The organism is Marinicella marina (assembly GCF_030065545.1).
GTDB classification, from domain to species: domain Bacteria; phylum Pseudomonadota; class Gammaproteobacteria; order Xanthomonadales; family Marinicellaceae; genus Marinicella; species Marinicella marina.
In genome coordinates, this window is the sequence record NZ_JASJNC010000001.1 from 79,490 (window position 1) to 95,545 (window position 16,056).

The window sequence follows — 16,056 nt, forward strand, 5'->3', positions numbered from 1 at the left end:
TTTAATTGACTGGCAGGCCTTTGATTTTTTGCCGTTCTTTTTTGATCAAGTTCAACAGCTTTCTACAAAATGCTGTTTTCTCTGAGCCTTGAAAAGAAGCCCTGACCAACTCACGTTGTAAGTACCTGATCTTTTTTTCGATGGTTTTGGCGTTTTGATACGCTGCATTTCTGGATTTAATTTGTGCAATGATACTGTGTTGCATTGAAACACCCTTTCTGTTGTGACAATGACTGTATGTTCGCTCCAAAGCAACTTGTTTGTCTGTCATTAAAATCCGATGTTGTTGTAAGAAATTATCGATGGTACTGCGAATTTTTGGCCAATCATAACTGCAGACTGTTATTCATATGAAGTTTCTATTATGATGAAATGCGTTTGTAAATGATGATGATGATGAATGCCTCCTCAAGCTGTCGAAAACACACCACCGTTTTGGCGTAAGCTGGGTTTTTTCCTGACTTACCTGAAACAAGAAAAACTCTACTACCAAATCACCCTGCTGGCTTTTGCCAATGTTTTGACCTTTATACCCATCGTGATTATCCCTTTGTTGGTTGCGGCTTTGTTATTCTTGGCATCGTATAAATTGGCCTTTGAGGTTTTGCATGCGGTATCCACTGGCCAGTTTACATACGCCGATGCTCGCAGCCATGAGATTGATGACAAAATTGGCTTCAAAGCCATGGTCATGGCCATCATTCAGATCTTTATCTTTTTATTCATATACCGCAGCGATCCTGCTTCTGGTTTGGCCTTATTGATTCTCACAACGGCAGCAACACCAGCATACCTGATGATGCTGAGCAAAACTCAATCAGTTACGACTTCTTTGAACCCGATGAATCTACTCACTGTAATGACCCGCATTGGTTTTGAGTATTGGATGTTATTGATTTTCTTTTTAATCTGTGGTGCGGCTAATTTAGGTTTCAGGTACCTGATGGCCGATGCACTGCCTGGCATCATAGGCAGTGTACTGACGGCTTGGGTTTTGTATTTTTTATTGGCTTATACTTTTGCAGTTATTGGCTATGTGATGTACCGCCACGCCGATGAATTGGGTCATGATACCGTGGATACTGAGGTCTTAACAACCCAAACAAGCCACCCTGTGGACCCACTGAAGGATCGCATCAAAGACTTGATTGAACAAGGCAACGCTCAGGAGGCCATCAACATCATCAATGAATTAAAGGCCGATGAAGAACGCACCGACTTGGATGTTTATTTGTCCCAAGCTCAAGATATTTTAGTACACAACAATCGCCTGCGACCCGCTGATAAGCTGCAGCAATTGATTGCTCAAAACAACCACAAAGCAGCCATAGAATTGGTCCTTGAGTATTTAGAAGATGGACATTTCATCAAACCCAAAGACCCCAACCACATGAGCCAATTGATCACCCATGCCTTCGAGAGAAATCAATTCAAAACCGTACTTAAACTGGCTCGCGACTTCGATCAACGCTTTCCCGATGCGCACCAGGATGTTGTTGATAATTATTTTTTGGTGGCCAAAATATATTACCAAAACAAAAAAACTGATGCCGCGGTGAAACTGTTAACTCATTTGATAAAAAAGTACCATGGCAGTGCCAATGTCAACGCACCAAGTTCCTATTTAAAAGGCATTGAAAAACTCAAAGGATAATGAGTCATAACAAAATGACAGACTCAATAACGGTAATGGCCAGTGATGGGGTGTTTAAACAGCATGTCTTCACTTCTTACGCCCCAGCCTATGTTGTGAATGATTTCATAATTACCTGATGCTGCCTTTTGATCACTGACGATACCAATGTGTGGCCGGTTGTTGCCACTCAGACGCCAACTGACGATGTCACCTGGCTGATAATCTCGAGGGTTTTGAGTGATTGGCAAAGCAACACCAAAGCGCTTAAAAAATACTTCTAAATTAGGCACTCGGCGGTGATCGATGTTACTGTCTGGTTTGTTCAGTCCCCAAATTTTTGGATAGAGTCCGAAATGCTTATCCATGTCCTCATGTACCAATTGTTGTAGGTCTATACCTAAGGCACGGTATGATCTGATGATGACATCGGTACACACCCCTTTGTTGGCTGCCACATCTCCCATTGGGTAGGCTATTGACTGGTATGAACCGTCATAAATCACCACATGTTTAAGGCGGTCCTTGGCTGCATCAACCAATGGGTTGGCAATGCTTAAGCCGTTGAAGGTCAGCAGCACCAGGTAGAATAAGCCAGAAATGAAGACTCGCATTTCAACTTTGACAACTGTCCAGTAAATTGATTCAAACAAAACACTTACTGCTGGCAAAGAAAAAGCCAGCTGAAAAGCCGGCTCTTGCTACTTTTGATAATTAATGGTTGGTCAGTCTTTTAATACAAATGTGACCTTCATCGCCACGCGGTATTCAACCACTTTACCGTCTTCTACCACAACTTTTTGGCTTTCAACCCAAGCACCAGTAATATTTTTTAAGGTCTCAGAGGCCCTTTCGATTCCATTTTCAACAGCATCATCGAAACTTTTTTTCGAACTGGCAATGATCTCAGTTACTTTGGCTACGCTCATGAGTTTTCTCCTGAATGATTAATAAGTCTAATGAGGGTAGCAAACCACCTGTTATTTTTCCATTAGCTGGGTATTGATTTAACACTTGTTGATAATCAATGAGACAAAAAAAGCCGATCACAGACCGGCTTTTTATCAAGCATTACCACAAGCGTTTACCAGCCGCATTCACGACCTTGGTTTTGTTCATCCAACCAAGATTTCAACGGCGCAAAATAATCAACCACCGCGGTGGCATCCATTTCACGTGAATTGGCAATCACTTCCATGGCATCTTGCCAAGGCTTTTCAGCACCCATTTCCAATACTTCGATGAGCTTTTCACCGGCTGCTTGGTTGTTATAGATCGAACAACGGTGTAAGTCACCCTCAAAGCCAGCTGTTTCACACAGTTCACGGTGAAATTGAAACTGTAGGATATGAGCCAGGAAGTAACGAGTGTATGGGGTGTTACCAGGAATGTGGTATTTGGCACCTGGATCAAAATCAGCCTCAGTTCTTGCTACCGGTGCTTTGATGCCTTGGTATTTATTGCGCAATGCCCACCAGCCTGCGTTGTACTCTTCGGGTGATATTTCACCATTGAACACCTTCCATCGCCACTGGTCTACCAACAAACCAAAAGGCACAAAAGCAATTTTTTCTAAGGCTTTTTTCATCAACATACCCAAGTCATTTGAAGATGCTGGAACTTCATCTATCAAACCAATTTCCTTAAAGTATGAGGGTGTGATTGACAACGCCACAGTGTCGCCGATCGCTTCATGAAAGCCATCATTGGCACCGGTACGATACAAAATGCTTTTGTCGTTGTAAGCGCGCTGGTAGAAGTTGTGACCCAACTCGTGGTGGATGGTAACAAAATCTTCATAATCTTCTTTGATACACATTTTCATGCGTATGTCATCGACATTGTCAATGTTCCAGGCACTGGCATGACACACCACATCGCGGTCTTGTGGTTTAGTAAACAGCGAACGTGACCAAAACGTTTCAGGCAATGGCGGCAAACCCAAAGAGGTAAAAAAGCCTTCTGCTGTTTTGGTCATTTTCTTGGCATCATAATCATTTTCGGCCAATAATGCCGTGACATCGATGGTTGAGCCAGCATCCTCAGGTTTGACCAAATCGTACACACCAGTCCAATCTTGGGCCCACATGTTACCCATCAGATGAGCTGGAATCATGCCGTCATCACCCATGATTTCCTCACCGTAATGATCAGTTAATTTGGTTCGAACATGGCATTGAAGTGAATCATACAAAGGCTTGACTTGGGTCCACAAACGATCCAACTCTTGGGGGAATTCACTGGCTGGCATGTCATAACCTGCACGCCACATGGCACCGGTATCTTGGTAACCCAAAGCTTGTGCACCTTCGTTGGCTAACTCAACCATGCGCTGGTATTTATCGCGCATGGCAGGTGAGACTGTGCGCCAGCCTTGCCAAGCTTCTAATAAAGTTTCATGATCACGCGACTGCGCTATGGTTTGAGACAGCTGACCCAAAGATTGACATTTGTCCTCCACACAGTATTTTCCAGCACCATACATGGCCTCCAAATTAGCCATGATTTGAGCCAACTCAGCATTCTTATCCACATCATCTGGAGCCGCCAGCGTCAAGCTGCCTTTGATGATATTCATGCGACGGCGCATGTCATCAGACAACTCCAAATCATCAAATTGTTTCGCCTCGTTGGCAAATTTGACTGACAAAGCGCCAGTTTTTTCAATGCTTTTGGCGCCCAACCAAACCGTATCTTCAGTAATGAAGTTGGCCTGTACCCAGGCGACCCTGCTGGCATATTCCCATTCGTCTAAATAAGTCTGTTCAACTTTATCTAAAAAAGCTTGGGCATCTTCAACCGTGACTTGATCAGCGGCTTTTTTATTCATGGTATTGTTTTGACAAGCCATCAATGACATGATCAAACACAATGTAATTACATTTCTCAACATTTTTAGTCCCGTTAATAAAAACGCTGACATTCTACAACAAACCAAGAATATTTTCTGACGGCAAAAAAATACCCAGCATCGCTGGGTATCTAAAAAAAATAATGTGGTTGCTTTACTGTCTTTGGCGGCCTCTATCAACAGATCTTTTAGAGCTTTGTCCTCGCGATTTATTGTTATTGCGGTTGTTAGATTTATTTGAAGCTTTAGGTGGGCTGCGCTTTACCTGAGCAGGTTTGTTTCGTTGCTGAGGTGTCGATCTGACCGCCGGTTGATTGCGATTGGATTGTGCTTGCCGTTGCGGGTTGGGGCGCACGGCTGCGCTTTGGTTAGTCCATGGTGAAACGTAAGTGGATCGTTGGTTGATCACTCGCCTGGGTTGCTGTGCAGGCTGCGAACGTGTATTGGTGTGATAAACCGGCGATTGACTGTTCATCGGTTTGACCTGCACTTGACGATTGCGTAACTGGCTGGCTATGCGGTTGTTACCTGGCCGATTTGAACTTGTGTTGCTGGATGTTCGGTTAGTGGGCGTGCGTTGTTGCAGGTTTCTTTCGGCATATTGTCGCTGTAATCGCTGCTGTAACGCCGCATCAGACACGCCATTATTAATCGACGATTGAACAGTGGTTCGACCTGTTACCGATTGTCTGTTGCTGCCAGAGGCATTGTTGGTGCTGCTTTGCTGCCTGCTGCTGTGAGCGCCACGAGTTGATCGATTGGGGCTGCGGTAGTTGTTATTGCTTGAACGACTGCCAGAACGGTTGCTTGAACGATTGATAGACCTGTTCGCTGAACGGCTGGCTGGCCTGGTATTGAGCCGCCGATTACTGCTGCTGCGTCCACGATTCACGGCCGTTGGATTGCTGCGGTAGTAACGGTCGTTGCGGTTGGGTGTCTTGTTATTATAATTGCGGTAATAACGTCCATTGTTCAGCCTTCTGGCTTCATTTCTGGCTGAATAATAACCACGCTGTGTAGGACGATAGTGGTTATAAGTTCTGTTGCGCCAGTGGTTGTACCACCAATAGTTATCATTATAATAGCTGTTATAACCGAAGCCATAGCCCAGTCCAAAGCCCCATGATGGCCACCAAGTGGATGCATAAAAGCCAGGTCGGTGATTGAATCCATAACCCAGACCACACCAAGAAGACCAGTATGAAAAACCACAATTATTAAACGATGAATAGTAAAAACCTACTCGCGGGTAACGGAATGGGCTGTAGTTGATGTTACTGTAGGTTACGCCCCAACGATCCGGGTAATAATTGTAATTGTTATAATAAACACCATCACCAGCAGCGGTATATTCAGAAGAGCCATAACCGTAATAAGGGTCATAATCACCGTATGCATAATAATCATCTTGGTAGTAAGTATCACTTTCGGCACTGTAGCGGTGATTGTGTACACCACAAGAGGCCAAAAACAGCGTCATAATTGGTATCAAAAGTTTCATTTTTAGTACATGGATTGTCATTGTTCAACCATACTACAACCAAAACACTGAATCAAACATGAATGCAGCACAGAATAACTACCATTCTGCGGCCAAATCAAGTTAAATACCGCCACCTAAGGTTATATATTTCAAGGCAATCATGAATCAAACCAGCCAAACTGAAAATTGGAAAAAAGGGCTTATTTTCTCTCTGATTACGGTGCTTTTTTGGAGCACTTTACCGGTTTCACTAAAGATCAGTATGTCAGCCACTGATGCCATGACTTTGACATGGTTTCGCTTTCTGGTGGCAGCACTGTTTACCCTATTGCTGTTACTGCACCGCAACAAACTCAAAGAATTCAAAGGCTTGGTTGTAACGGACTGGTTGTGGCTTGGTTTGGCTGCATTGATGTTGATAGGTAATTATGTGCTGTTCTTGATTGGTTTGGAGATGACCTCACCTGCCAACGCCCAGGTTTTCATTCAAATGGCACCGCTGTTGATGACTTTAGGTGGTGTGTTGATCTTTAAAGAGGCGTTTAATCGAATGCAGTTTTTGGGCGTGATTTCGATTATTACTGGTCTGATTTTGTTTTTTAATGACCAGATCAAACAAATCCTCAGCGAAGACTACTCTGTCGGCATTTGGGTGATGTTTGCTGCTGCTTTGACCTGGGCCATTTATGCCTTGATTCAAAAAAAACTGGCTGGCCGTCTTTCCTCACAAAGCATCCTTGGCTTCATTTATGCGTTTGCTACTTTGGCGTTATTTTATTGGGCCGACTTGGATAATTACCACACCATCACCACCACCCAATGGTTGGCCATCGCCTATGCCTGTATCAATACGGTCATAGCCTATGGTGCTTTTGGAGAAGCCATAAGCCATTGGAATGCCTCGAGGGTAGGCATGGTGTTGGCCCTCACGCCTGTCACCACGTTGTTATTCATCAATGCATTTGCCTACTTTTTTAATGATTTGATATCTGCTGAGTCGATTCAACTGATTGGTTACATTGGTATGGCTTTTATTGTTACAGGGTCTATGCTGGCCAGTTTGAAAAAGTAAATGTGATGTGACCAATGGCACTGTCGTTTTTTTACTTGCTCCCGTATAGTAATTAAGAAACGAAGCAATGGAGCAAATATCATGTCCGACAAAGAAAACAAAGATGATGTGACCGAATCATCAAATGAAACCAATACAGAACAAGTCATTGAAGCTGAAACAGTTAACAGTGAAAAGACCGCCAGTGAGAATGATACAAAAACCAATAAATTCAATAACGATGTATTAACCAGAATTTTGGTGACCTTGTTATTCGCTTTAATTGGCTGGGTTTCCTTGTGGGTTTTCGCGGTTGTGGTGTTGGTACAATTTGGATTCTTACTGATCACCGGTCATGCCAATAAGAACCTCAAAGCTTTCGGTGGTGAAATGGGCCAATACTTATCTGACATCATCAAATACGTTGGCTTCCAAACCGAGCAAAAGCCTTTTCCCTTTCAAGGCTGGCACTACGATGATAAAAACACCAAAAACGGTGAACCCGCCAAGTAATTATTTCATTTCCTCTCTTAGTTGTAGTTGACGCCAAGTTAATCTTGGCGTTTTTTTTGCTGGTCTAATCCGCCCATTGTTTGTAATATGTTTGTTCAAAATAGGTCTTAATCAAACATGAAAACATATGATTTAAAAGGATACACTCTGGTGCTGGATAAAGTGGTTTTTGTCAGTGCAGTATTCACTGCTGACCATGATGAAGGCAAACAATTCAATGTCCGTTTGGTCGGCGACCTATTGAAGTTTAAGTTTCCTACCCACGCCGATGCGGTGATGGCCAGGGAGCTGTTGATCAAAACCATGAAGGAAGCATAATATGATGGATTTAAACCTGAAAGGCAAGACCGCTGTGGTTTGTGGCTCAACCCAAGGCATGGGCTTAGCGATTGCACAACAGTTGGCACAACAAGGCGCGGCAGTGGTGATGGTGGCTCGCAACCAAGAAAAATTGACCGAAGTGGTCAAGACTTTGAGTACTGAAGACCAGCAGAACCATCATACTTTGGTGGCTGACTTCAGCGACCCAGCACAAGTCAAGTCAGCCATTGAGGCGCATCTGGCCAAACATCCAGAAGCAAACATTTTAATCAATAACACCGGTGGACCACCGCCTGGTCTTGCCAAGGATGCCGACCCAGCAGCTTTTCAGTTGGCTTTCAACCAACATTTGATTTGTAACCAGGTGTTGGCGCAGGCTTTGGGACCCGCCATGCAACAAGCCAAATACGGGCGCATCATCAATGTCATATCCACCTCAGTCAAACAACCTTTGCCCAATTTAGGTGTTTCTAACACCATCCGTGGTGCGGTCGCCAATTGGGCCAAAACCTTGGCCAATGAATTGGGACAGTACAACATCACCGTTAATAACGTCTTGCCGGGCGCCACCGAGACCGGTCGATTGTCGAGCATTTTTGAAAATAAAGCCAAAAAAACTGGCTTAACCGTTGATCAAGTGATTGAAAATGAAAAAGCCATCATACCGATGCGTCGATTCGGCACGCCACAAGAATTTGCCAATGTGGTGGGCTTTTTATCATCGCCCGCAGGGGCTTACATCAATGGTGTCAACATTCCAGTCGATGGTGGACGCACCGCATGCCTGTAACGGCTGAAAACCTTACCATTAAAAACCTCATCAATGGTGAGCTGCTGGAGCCTGTCAATGGTCAGCACATTGACAACATCGAACCAGCCACCGGCCAGGTTTATGGCCTGATTCCCGGTTCAGATAAGGATGACCTCGATCTGGCAATCAAAGCCGCTGAGAAAGCGTTCAGCATTTGGTCTAACACGCCGGCAGAGATAAAAGCCAAAACACTGAATAAACTGGCAGATTTGATTGAAGAAAACCAAGATCAATTAGCCAGAACAGAGGCCATTGATAACGGCAAACCAATCACTTTGGCTAAAAATGTCGACATTTACCGCGCTGCTGCAAATATCCGTTTCTTCGCCCAAGCGGCCACACAATTCAGCAGTGAATCTCACGCCATGGAAGATGTCGCCATCAATTACACCTTACGCGATCCTCTGGGTGTTGTGGCATGTATTTCCCCATGGAATTTACCGCTGTATTTATTCACATGGAAAATTGCCCCTGCTTTGGCCACCGGCAACTGTGTCATAGCCAAACCCTCAGAGGTGACGCCGATGACTGCCTACTTGTTTTCTGAATTGTGCATTGAAGCGGGTTTGCCTGCTGGTGTTTTGAATGTCTTACACGGCACAGGACAGGTCATTGGAGATGCCATAGTTAAACACCCCAGAATCAAAGCAGTCAGCTTCACCGGTGGCTCAAATACCGGCACAACCATCAAACAAGCCACCGCCCAGCAGCACAAAAAATTGTCTTTAGAGTTAGGCGGTAAAAACCCCACTTTGGTTTTTGCTGATTGTGACTTTGAACGAACTGTTGATGAGGTGGCACGTGCTGCTTTTGCCAATCAAGGGCAAATTTGTTTATGCGGCTCGCGCATTTACATTGAGCACAGTATTTATGATCAATTCACAGCCGCTTTGGTGGCAAAGGTCAAACAACTGGTGATTGGCGATCCTTTGGATGAGCGCACACAATTTGGCGCACTGGTATCCAAAGCACACATGGAAAAAGTTTTAAGTTATATTGAACTGGCTCAAACTGAAGGCGGTGAGGTACTCACAGGAGGCAAGCAAATTAACCTCGAAGGTCGATGTGCCGAAGGGTATTTTATTCAACCGACCATCATTGCAGGGCTTAAAAACCAATGCCGCACCAATCAAGAAGAAATTTTTGGGCCTGTTTGTAGTGTACAAAGTTTCTCCTCAGATGAGCAAGCATTGCAATTGGCCAACGACTCAGATTACGGTTTGGCTGCCAGTATATGGAGCCAAGACATCAGCCGCTGTCATCGTATGGCCAAACAATTGAACACCGGCATTGTCTGGGTCAATTGCTGGCTGTTGCGTGATTTACGCACGCCTTTTGGTGGCATGAAAGCCTCAGGCTCCGGACGTGAAGGTGGCTTGGAAGCGTTGCGCTTTTTCACTGAGCCCAAAAATGTTTGTATCAAATACACCTGACTCTGTCACCACTGATCAAAATCACCAATCAATTTGATTACTTATTTTTCTCAAACAGCGCTTTGTCATTCAACAAGCCATCAACAAATGGATTAATTTTGTAATCATTTCGTTAATTCATGGTCTTATTAATAAGTTCGTTGAAAACATCAGGACTTTTGGCACATTAATTGGCCTGGTGATATGACTAATATAATAATACGTACTGAAACAACAACAAAGTTATTGACGTACGTAAGACTTAGTAGTATAGTGATTGCATGAAACAGACATATGTAAAGCAATTTCCATATGGATGTAGCAAGCTTGGAGTTACAGAAATTCCTCCCCTAACGCTTTTTAACTCTCTGATTTCTGTAACTCCACCCTTTTAAGAATCAAGGGAAGGTGGCCTTGTGGACCAAGGCTCACATGCTTTTTTTGACTAACAAATTCAATGTCTTGGGTTATCAACGATTTATAACTTGAGGCTCCTCTTTTTTATATTTCCACTCTCAATAAAATCATTTATAACCGTCCTTGCGCTTTTTATTATAAACCGAAAACGGCATAATACCTCAAACAGTTTTTTAACTTTTTTTTCACACCACCCATGTTGCATAACTCTGAAGAAATTCGTACACAATTAAAAGAAGTAACCGATGCTGCCCACTGGGCAGGCGATCTGTTTGAAAAGTCCTTTGGTGCCAAAGTACCAGATTTCCCCAAACACTTTGTCTTGGTCGCTGAAGCGCCCAACGACGAAACACTGATATTGGGCTATGTCCACTTCACACAGCATGAGAACGTGTATTTGGGTGGCGGTATGTGTGTCAACAAACAAGCCTTGAGGCAACTACCCAAAAACCTCAGGTCAGCATTGAACCAACAAGGCGGTGTGGCTTACACCATGCTCAGTGAGGCAGTGAAACAACTTAATGACTGCGATGCTGTGTTTGGTTATGTCGGCCACAAAGGTGCGTACAGAATTGATTTGGCTGTGGGCTTTGAACCAACAGTCCACAAACACCTGATTGTGTACTGGAAAAAACCGATGAATGAATTGGAACAGAAGCAGATCATACAAAAAGCCCATGCCTATGGACCTTTTTAGCAATATTTTTACAGCAACTGGGTCAACTAACCAAATGAAGCGGAGAAACAAATGAAATATGATTATGACTTACTGGTTATTGGTGCAGGCTCTGGTGGCGTAAGGGCAGCAAGGATAGCTGCCGGCTATGGTAAGCGCGTGGCCATTTGTGAGGGCGACAAAGTAGGTGGTACTTGTGTCATCAGAGGTTGTGTGCCGAAAAAGCTATTCGTTTATGCCTCTCAATACAGCAAAATGTTCAAAGCAGCGAAAACCTTTGGATGGGACATTCAAAGCCAATTCAATTGGCCAGAACTGCTGCAAAACAAAGACGCTGAAATCAATCGCTTGAATGGCATTTACTTGAACCTATTGGCCAATGCAGGGGTGGAGCTAATCAGGGGTTTCGGTACATTTGTTGATGCCCACAACATAAAAATTGCGGAGAAGACTTACTCTGCTGAGCGGATTCTGATTGCCACTGGCGGTTCTCCAACGGTCCCTGACATACCAGGAAAAGAACACGTCATCACTTCGAATGAAGCACTGGATTTACCACAACTGCCAGCAAGCATCACCATCAACGGCGGTGGTTACATCGCGGTTGAATTCGCTTGTATCTTCAATGCGCTGGGAGTAAAGGTCAATTTGGTTTACCGAGGTCCACAAATTTTACGCACTTTCGATAGTGAAATAGCCGCTTTCGCACAACAAAGCTTCATAGATGCCGGTATCAATGTCTTCACCGACACATCAATCTCCGCCGTAGAGAAAACCGAAGCAGGCTTGGTATGCAAGAGTAACCAAGCTGACATAACCAGCGATGTGGTGTTCTTTGCCACTGGCCGGCAAGCCAATACCGAACGACTTAATCTCACAAAAGTTGGTATAGCCACCCAAGCGAATGGACAAGTGGTGGTTGATGAGGAACAAAGAACCAGTCTGGAACATGTATTTGCAGTCGGTGATGTCAGTAACCAAGACAACCTCACCCCTGTTGCCATTCGCGAAGGCCATTACTTGGTTGACCGGCTGTATGCTGGTGGCGAGCAATATCCAGACTATGACTTCATTCCAACCACCGTTTTTTGCCAGCCCGAGATAGGCACCTGCGGACTGACAGAGGATGAGGCCAGGGCGCAACATGCCAACATCAAAACCTACACCAGTACCTTCCGCGCGATGAAATATGCCATGAGTGACGTGAATGAAAAAACCTTGATGAAAATTGTGGTCAATGAAGACACCGATCAAGTTCTGGGCATGCATGTCTGCGGTGCCGATGGTGGTGAAATGATACAAGGTTTTGGTGTGGCTTTGAAACAAGGCCTGACCAAAACCCAGCTCAACAGCACCATCGGCATTCACCCGACTTCTGCTGAGGAGTTTGTCACGCTCTGAGCCGTTTCAGCAAGGAATGACTGGAGTGATGTTTGAAGATGCACTGCCTAGCACATTGAATATTTCCGAAGTAATCCGGCATTTATTCAGAGCGATGTCCAACAACAAAGCAAAAATAACCGTTAAATAAACGAGGTATGACCAACCCATATAATCATTGAAAATCAGTGTGTACAACCAATTTTGACCAAAAATGTAAAAAGCTGTCGCTATGAAAGTGGCAAAGAACAACATCAATCCCGGCACAAACAATTGTTTTATTGCCAGCGGTTTGAGGTATGAAAGAATAAACAGAATAAGAAACATGGTGGCATTGCTGAAAGCAAAAACCCTTATATCTGACTGCAGTTGGCTAACTGTTTCTATGTATTTCCCGCTGACTATTTCAGCCAGGTTAAATTGTGCCATTTTCAAACCTTTAAGTTTATCAAGGTAATCTTGCTTGATACCTTTGGCCAACTGCTTGCTCTTTTCACAGTCATAACCACACATTTGCGCCATGATAGTGGCTATTCTTTGGGGTAATTCATCTGCCAGATTTTGTTGAATTTGGCGTTCTTGCAGACCCAGCCTGTCGGCCAGGGCCTGGGCTTTTTGGCCAAATTTTGTGTTGGCCATTCCGGACAGCTTGGTTCTGACTTCTTTTTCAACTTGGTAACTAACAAAGTTTTTTGCTGACTTTTCTACCAATTCAGCATCTGTAAAAGTTAAGATAAATATAAAGCCGAACAGCAACAAACCCAACATGCCGCTTATTCTCAGTGTGATTTTCATGGTTCAGTCCTCTGGTTGTTTCTCCAGTAACGAACCAAGACCCTGTTTGTTTTAGTTTGATTATGATTTTGAGCAGTGGGTCAAGTTTTACAGCAGAGGTTATTAATCCTGCAGCAAGATTGACTTCAACTGGTGCTTATTTTTCCAATCATTATTTGCCACAAAGCGCGGCATGGCCCAAACATCGCTGTCTTTATCAACGTGATCCGCAGCTGTGGTAAAAGCGGCTTTCAAGCCGATTTCATGACCATACTCAGGCAGGTACTCAAAGCGCAAATAATCACTGAAATTACCGTATGGGTAGGCGAAATAGTTGGATTGGTAGGACCCTTTGATGTGCTGATTGAGGTATGTTTGTGCTTGCCTGATTTGAATGTCACAGCTGTTTTTGTCGTTGATACAACGAAAAGAGTCATCATCAACATTGTTATTTTCCAACACACCGTGATTGTGATCCCAGCTGTGATTGGCTATTGCCATTAAGCCAGAATCTTGGGCCAATTGCCACCAATCGTCTTGCCACCAACCTTTACCCACCAAGCACTTTTCATCCAGAACCACACGAGCCGCTGGCGAGACAATCACAAAATTGGTCATGTGTACCGCCGCACCGGTATTTTTTTGGTGGTGTTTCAGGGTGTTGAAAAAGCTGATTTGTACACCAAAATCTGGGTGAACAATGTCGTGAAAGTCAAAATCAGTGCCATCATCACAGGTCAACACCACGCTATGCTCTACCGCAGCATCAGGCAGCTGCCCTGCATGCCAAGCAAGCAACTGATCCAATGTGATGATTTTTATGCCAAGTTCATGGATGGTCGCTAAATCATTGGCCAAGGCAATGTGGTCATTGTTGTTGTATGCCATGCCGTTGATGTTATTGGCATGGTAGGTAAGTATAGGAACGCGAATCATCAATTAACTGCGCTTCAGAGCATGCCGGTTTCTAATTTAGCCTCCTCAGACATCATGGATTGATCCCAAGGTGGATCGAACACGATTTGGCAGTTTACTTGGTTGATTTCTGGAATGAGTTTGATTTTGGTCGCTGCATCTGAAACCAACACATCACCCATGCCACAACCAGGCGCGGTTAAAGTCATATCAATATCAACGTTATAGCCTTTTTCAGTCGGTTTGACTTCACACTCATAGACCAAGCCAAGCTCAACGATGCTGACCGGTATTTCGGGGTCATATACCGTACTTAACTGGTGCCAAACGGCTTGTTCAACGTCTTCTTGAGTGGCGTTTTCAGGCAATTCAGGGGCCGCTATCGGCTCACGTCCCAAGGCGTCGGCATTATGACCTAATATCATGAACATGCTGCCATCAACAAAAATGGTGAAACTACCGCCCAAAGCTTGGGTGATGTAGCCCACCACACCAGCAGGTAATTCTATGGTCTCGCCAGTGGGTACTGTGATGGCTTCCACATCACGTTCTAATTTAAATGGTTCGCTGGTTAAACTGTACATATGAGTTGCAACGTTTTCGGCCTGAACGGCGTCTGTTAAATAGAAAGCGCGAATTTTACCATGCTTGTGATGAAATGTTTGCATCGAACCAGCAATTGTTGGCTGATGCTGACTTTTGACACATTCAAAGGCCGGGCTTTCTTGTATAATCATCGCAGCTTCAAAACATCTTGAAATACTAGGGTTTGGTATTAAATCAAAGTCGCCTTTTTATTTTATTTTAACAACAGCACATACAGGTCATTAAATGGAACAACAAATCACAGCTTTGACAGCAGCTTTTCAAAACACACGAGAAGCCATCGGCAACCAAATTCTGGGACAACAAAAACTGGTTGATCGCTTGTTGATGTCATTGCTTTCTCATGGTCATTTACTGGTAGAAGGCGCACCTGGACTGGCCAAGACCACCGCCATTAAAGTATTGTCTGAATGCATTGAGGGTAATTTTCACCGCATTCAATTCACGCCAGACTTGTTGCCTGCCGATCTGACCGGTACTGATGTTTACCATGCCGAATCGGCTACCTTTGAGTTTCAGAAAGGGCCTTTGTTTCATAATTTGGTGTTGGCCGATGAGGTCAACCGAGCACCTGCTAAAGTTCAATCGGCCTTACTGGAGGCCATGGGTGAACAGCAAATTACCGTCGGCAAAACAACCTATGATTTGCCTAAGCTATTTCTGGTGATGGCAACACAAAACCCAATTGAGCAAGAAGGCACCTACCCCCTGCCTGAGGCACAACTGGATCGTTTTTTGATGCACGTGACCATTGGTTATCCTGAAGCTGATACTGAATTAGATATTTTGAAATTAGCCCAAAGTAAAGATTTGGCAGAATTCAGTCACAGCAACAAAACCGAACAGTTGTTGACCCAAGAACAAATTTTTGCGGCGCAACAACACATCCTCAAACTTTATGTGGCTGAGAATTTGGAAAAGTACATGGTCGAATTGATTTTGGCTACCAGAAACCCCAGCAAATATGATGAATCATTGGCCAGCCAAATAGAATTCGGCGGTTCACCTCGTGCCACCATTGCGCTGGACCGTTGTGCCAGGGCACATGCTTTTCTTGAAGGCAGAGACCACCTATTACCAGAGGATATACATGCAGTTATACATGATGTTTTGAGGCACCGCATTATTTTGTCTTTTGAGGCTGAAGCTGAAGGGTTAACCGTTGACCGAGTGATTGACCAACTGCTAACCAGCGTGCCATTGCCCTGATAAC

17 protein-coding genes are annotated in these 16,056 nt (G+C 44.2%); 9 read left to right on the forward strand and 8 right to left on the reverse strand.

Going from position 1 to position 16,056, the window contains the following annotated elements; all coding sequences use genetic code 11:
• Position 1: 1 nt before the first annotated feature.
• A complete protein-coding gene (locus tag QNI24_RS00415; protein ID WP_267176797.1) occupies positions 2–205 on the reverse strand; it encodes a hypothetical protein in 204 nt (67 codons plus the stop codon).
• Positions 206–400: 195 nt separating this feature from the next.
• Here QNI24_RS00415 and QNI24_RS00420 point away from each other — a divergent pair, with 195 nt between their 5' ends.
• Complete coding sequence (locus tag QNI24_RS00420) at positions 401–1,654, forward strand: tetratricopeptide repeat protein (RefSeq protein ID WP_267176796.1); 1,254 nt, start codon at positions 401–403, stop codon at positions 1,652–1,654.
• A 23-nt stretch (positions 1,655–1,677) separates the two neighbouring features.
• On the opposite strand, the gene QNI24_RS00425 is transcribed toward QNI24_RS00420, so the two are convergent.
• The 4 genes from QNI24_RS00425 to QNI24_RS00440 form a co-directional block, all read right to left on the reverse strand.
• Entirely contained in the window at positions 1,678–2,286 is a 609-nt protein-coding gene (locus QNI24_RS00425) for a DUF1287 domain-containing protein (protein ID WP_283708422.1), read from the reverse strand.
• Between the two features lie 72 nt (positions 2,287–2,358).
• Positions 2,359–2,562: a dodecin family protein gene (locus QNI24_RS00430; RefSeq protein WP_267176794.1), complete on the reverse strand. Its 204-nt coding sequence runs from the start codon at positions 2,560–2,562 to the stop codon at positions 2,359–2,361.
• Positions 2,563–2,717: 155 nt separating this feature from the next.
• Entirely contained in the window at positions 2,718–4,526 is a 1,809-nt protein-coding gene (locus tag QNI24_RS00435) for a M2 family metallopeptidase (RefSeq protein ID WP_267176793.1), read from the reverse strand.
• Between the two features lie 112 nt (positions 4,527–4,638).
• Positions 4,639–5,985 (reverse strand): hypothetical protein, encoded by a 1,347-nt coding sequence (locus QNI24_RS00440; RefSeq protein ID WP_267176792.1) that lies wholly within the window; start codon positions 5,983–5,985, stop codon positions 4,639–4,641.
• A gap of 142 nt (positions 5,986–6,127) precedes the next feature.
• On the opposite strand from QNI24_RS00440, the gene QNI24_RS00445 reads away from it, so the two are divergent.
• The 7 genes from QNI24_RS00445 (at position 6,128) to gorA (ending at position 12,569) form a co-directional block, all read left to right on the forward strand.
• Positions 6,128–7,039, forward strand: coding sequence for a DMT family transporter (locus QNI24_RS00445; protein WP_267176791.1), 912 nt, complete (start codon positions 6,128–6,130; stop codon positions 7,037–7,039).
• Between the two features lie 81 nt (positions 7,040–7,120).
• On the forward strand, positions 7,121–7,531 hold the full coding sequence (locus QNI24_RS00450) for a DUF4389 domain-containing protein (protein WP_267176790.1): 411 nt from the start codon (positions 7,121–7,123) through the stop codon (positions 7,529–7,531).
• Positions 7,532–7,648: 117 nt separating this feature from the next.
• Positions 7,649–7,849 carry a hypothetical protein gene (locus QNI24_RS00455; protein WP_267176789.1) on the forward strand — a complete coding sequence of 67 codons (201 nt, stop codon included), beginning with the start codon at positions 7,649–7,651 and terminating at the stop codon, positions 7,847–7,849.
• A 1-nt stretch (position 7,850) separates the two neighbouring features.
• A complete protein-coding gene (locus QNI24_RS00460) occupies positions 7,851–8,642 on the forward strand; it encodes an SDR family oxidoreductase (RefSeq protein ID WP_267176788.1) in 792 nt (263 codons plus the stop codon).
• Positions 8,633–10,096, forward strand: coding sequence for an aldehyde dehydrogenase (locus tag QNI24_RS00465; RefSeq protein WP_267176787.1), 1,464 nt, complete (start codon positions 8,633–8,635; stop codon positions 10,094–10,096). The genes QNI24_RS00460 and QNI24_RS00465 overlap by 10 nt, the downstream gene beginning before the upstream one ends.
• 592 nt (positions 10,097–10,688) lie before the next feature.
• Positions 10,689–11,189 (forward strand): hypothetical protein, encoded by a 501-nt coding sequence (locus tag QNI24_RS00470; RefSeq protein WP_267176786.1) that lies wholly within the window; start codon positions 10,689–10,691, stop codon positions 11,187–11,189.
• Positions 11,190–11,240: 51 nt separating this feature from the next.
• Positions 11,241–12,569, forward strand: coding sequence for a glutathione-disulfide reductase (gorA, locus tag QNI24_RS00475; RefSeq protein WP_267176785.1), 1,329 nt, complete (start codon positions 11,241–11,243; stop codon positions 12,567–12,569).
• 6 nt (positions 12,570–12,575) lie between these two features.
• Here the strand turns inward: gorA and QNI24_RS00480 are convergent, their stop codons facing one another.
• The 3 genes from QNI24_RS00480 to sufT all read right to left on the reverse strand — a co-directional run bounded on the left by QNI24_RS00480 (position 12,576) and on the right by sufT (position 14,821).
• Positions 12,576–13,343 carry a hypothetical protein gene (locus QNI24_RS00480; RefSeq protein ID WP_267176783.1) on the reverse strand — a complete coding sequence of 256 codons (768 nt, stop codon included), beginning with the start codon at positions 13,341–13,343 and terminating at the stop codon, positions 12,576–12,578.
• A gap of 102 nt (positions 13,344–13,445) precedes the next feature.
• Complete coding sequence (locus QNI24_RS00485; RefSeq protein ID WP_267176782.1) at positions 13,446–14,258, reverse strand: polysaccharide deacetylase family protein; 813 nt, start codon at positions 14,256–14,258, stop codon at positions 13,446–13,448.
• 14 nt (positions 14,259–14,272) lie between these two features.
• Complete coding sequence (gene sufT, locus QNI24_RS00490) at positions 14,273–14,821, reverse strand: putative Fe-S cluster assembly protein SufT (RefSeq protein ID WP_267176881.1); 549 nt, start codon at positions 14,819–14,821, stop codon at positions 14,273–14,275.
• Between the two features lie 247 nt (positions 14,822–15,068).
• On the opposite strand from sufT, the gene QNI24_RS00495 reads away from it, so the two are divergent.
• Positions 15,069–16,052, forward strand: coding sequence for an AAA family ATPase (locus QNI24_RS00495; RefSeq protein ID WP_267176781.1), 984 nt, complete (start codon positions 15,069–15,071; stop codon positions 16,050–16,052).
• The last annotated feature ends 4 nt before the right edge of the window (positions 16,053–16,056 follow it).

What these genes read in the sequence shown, in the direction of transcription:
- QNI24_RS00415 (WP_267176797.1), bottom strand. Translation starts at nt 205, where the DNA reads ATGCAACACAGTATCATTGCACAAATTAAATCCAGAAATGCAGCGTAT.
- QNI24_RS00420 (WP_267176796.1), top strand. Translation starts at nt 401, where the DNA reads ATGCCTCCTCAAGCTGTCGAAAACACACCACCGTTTTGGCGTAAGCTG.
- QNI24_RS00465 (WP_267176787.1), top strand. Translation starts at nt 8,633, where the DNA reads ATGCCTGTAACGGCTGAAAACCTTACCATTAAAAACCTCATCAATGGT.
- QNI24_RS00450 (WP_267176790.1), top strand. Translation starts at nt 7,121, where the DNA reads ATGTCCGACAAAGAAAACAAAGATGATGTGACCGAATCATCAAATGAA.
- QNI24_RS00435 (WP_267176793.1), bottom strand. Translation starts at nt 4,526, where the DNA reads ATGTTGAGAAATGTAATTACATTGTGTTTGATCATGTCATTGATGGCT.
- QNI24_RS00470 (WP_267176786.1), top strand. Translation starts at nt 10,689, where the DNA reads ATGTTGCATAACTCTGAAGAAATTCGTACACAATTAAAAGAAGTAACC.
- QNI24_RS00455 (WP_267176789.1), top strand. Translation starts at nt 7,649, where the DNA reads ATGAAAACATATGATTTAAAAGGATACACTCTGGTGCTGGATAAAGTG.
- QNI24_RS00430 (WP_267176794.1), bottom strand. Translation starts at nt 2,562, where the DNA reads ATGAGCGTAGCCAAAGTAACTGAGATCATTGCCAGTTCGAAAAAAAGT.
- QNI24_RS00460 (WP_267176788.1), top strand. Translation starts at nt 7,851, where the DNA reads ATGATGGATTTAAACCTGAAAGGCAAGACCGCTGTGGTTTGTGGCTCA.
- QNI24_RS00445 (WP_267176791.1), top strand. Translation starts at nt 6,128, where the DNA reads ATGAATCAAACCAGCCAAACTGAAAATTGGAAAAAAGGGCTTATTTTC.
- QNI24_RS00485 (WP_267176782.1), bottom strand. Translation starts at nt 14,258, where the DNA reads ATGATTCGCGTTCCTATACTTACCTACCATGCCAATAACATCAACGGC.
- gorA (WP_267176785.1), top strand. Translation starts at nt 11,241, where the DNA reads ATGAAATATGATTATGACTTACTGGTTATTGGTGCAGGCTCTGGTGGC.
- sufT (WP_267176881.1), bottom strand. Translation starts at nt 14,821, where the DNA reads ATGTACAGTTTAACCAGCGAACCATTTAAATTAGAACGTGATGTGGAA.
- QNI24_RS00440 (WP_267176792.1), bottom strand. Translation starts at nt 5,985, where the DNA reads ATGAAACTTTTGATACCAATTATGACGCTGTTTTTGGCCTCTTGTGGT.
- QNI24_RS00495 (WP_267176781.1), top strand. Translation starts at nt 15,069, where the DNA reads ATGGAACAACAAATCACAGCTTTGACAGCAGCTTTTCAAAACACACGA.
- QNI24_RS00480 (WP_267176783.1), bottom strand. Translation starts at nt 13,343, where the DNA reads ATGAAAATCACACTGAGAATAAGCGGCATGTTGGGTTTGTTGCTGTTC.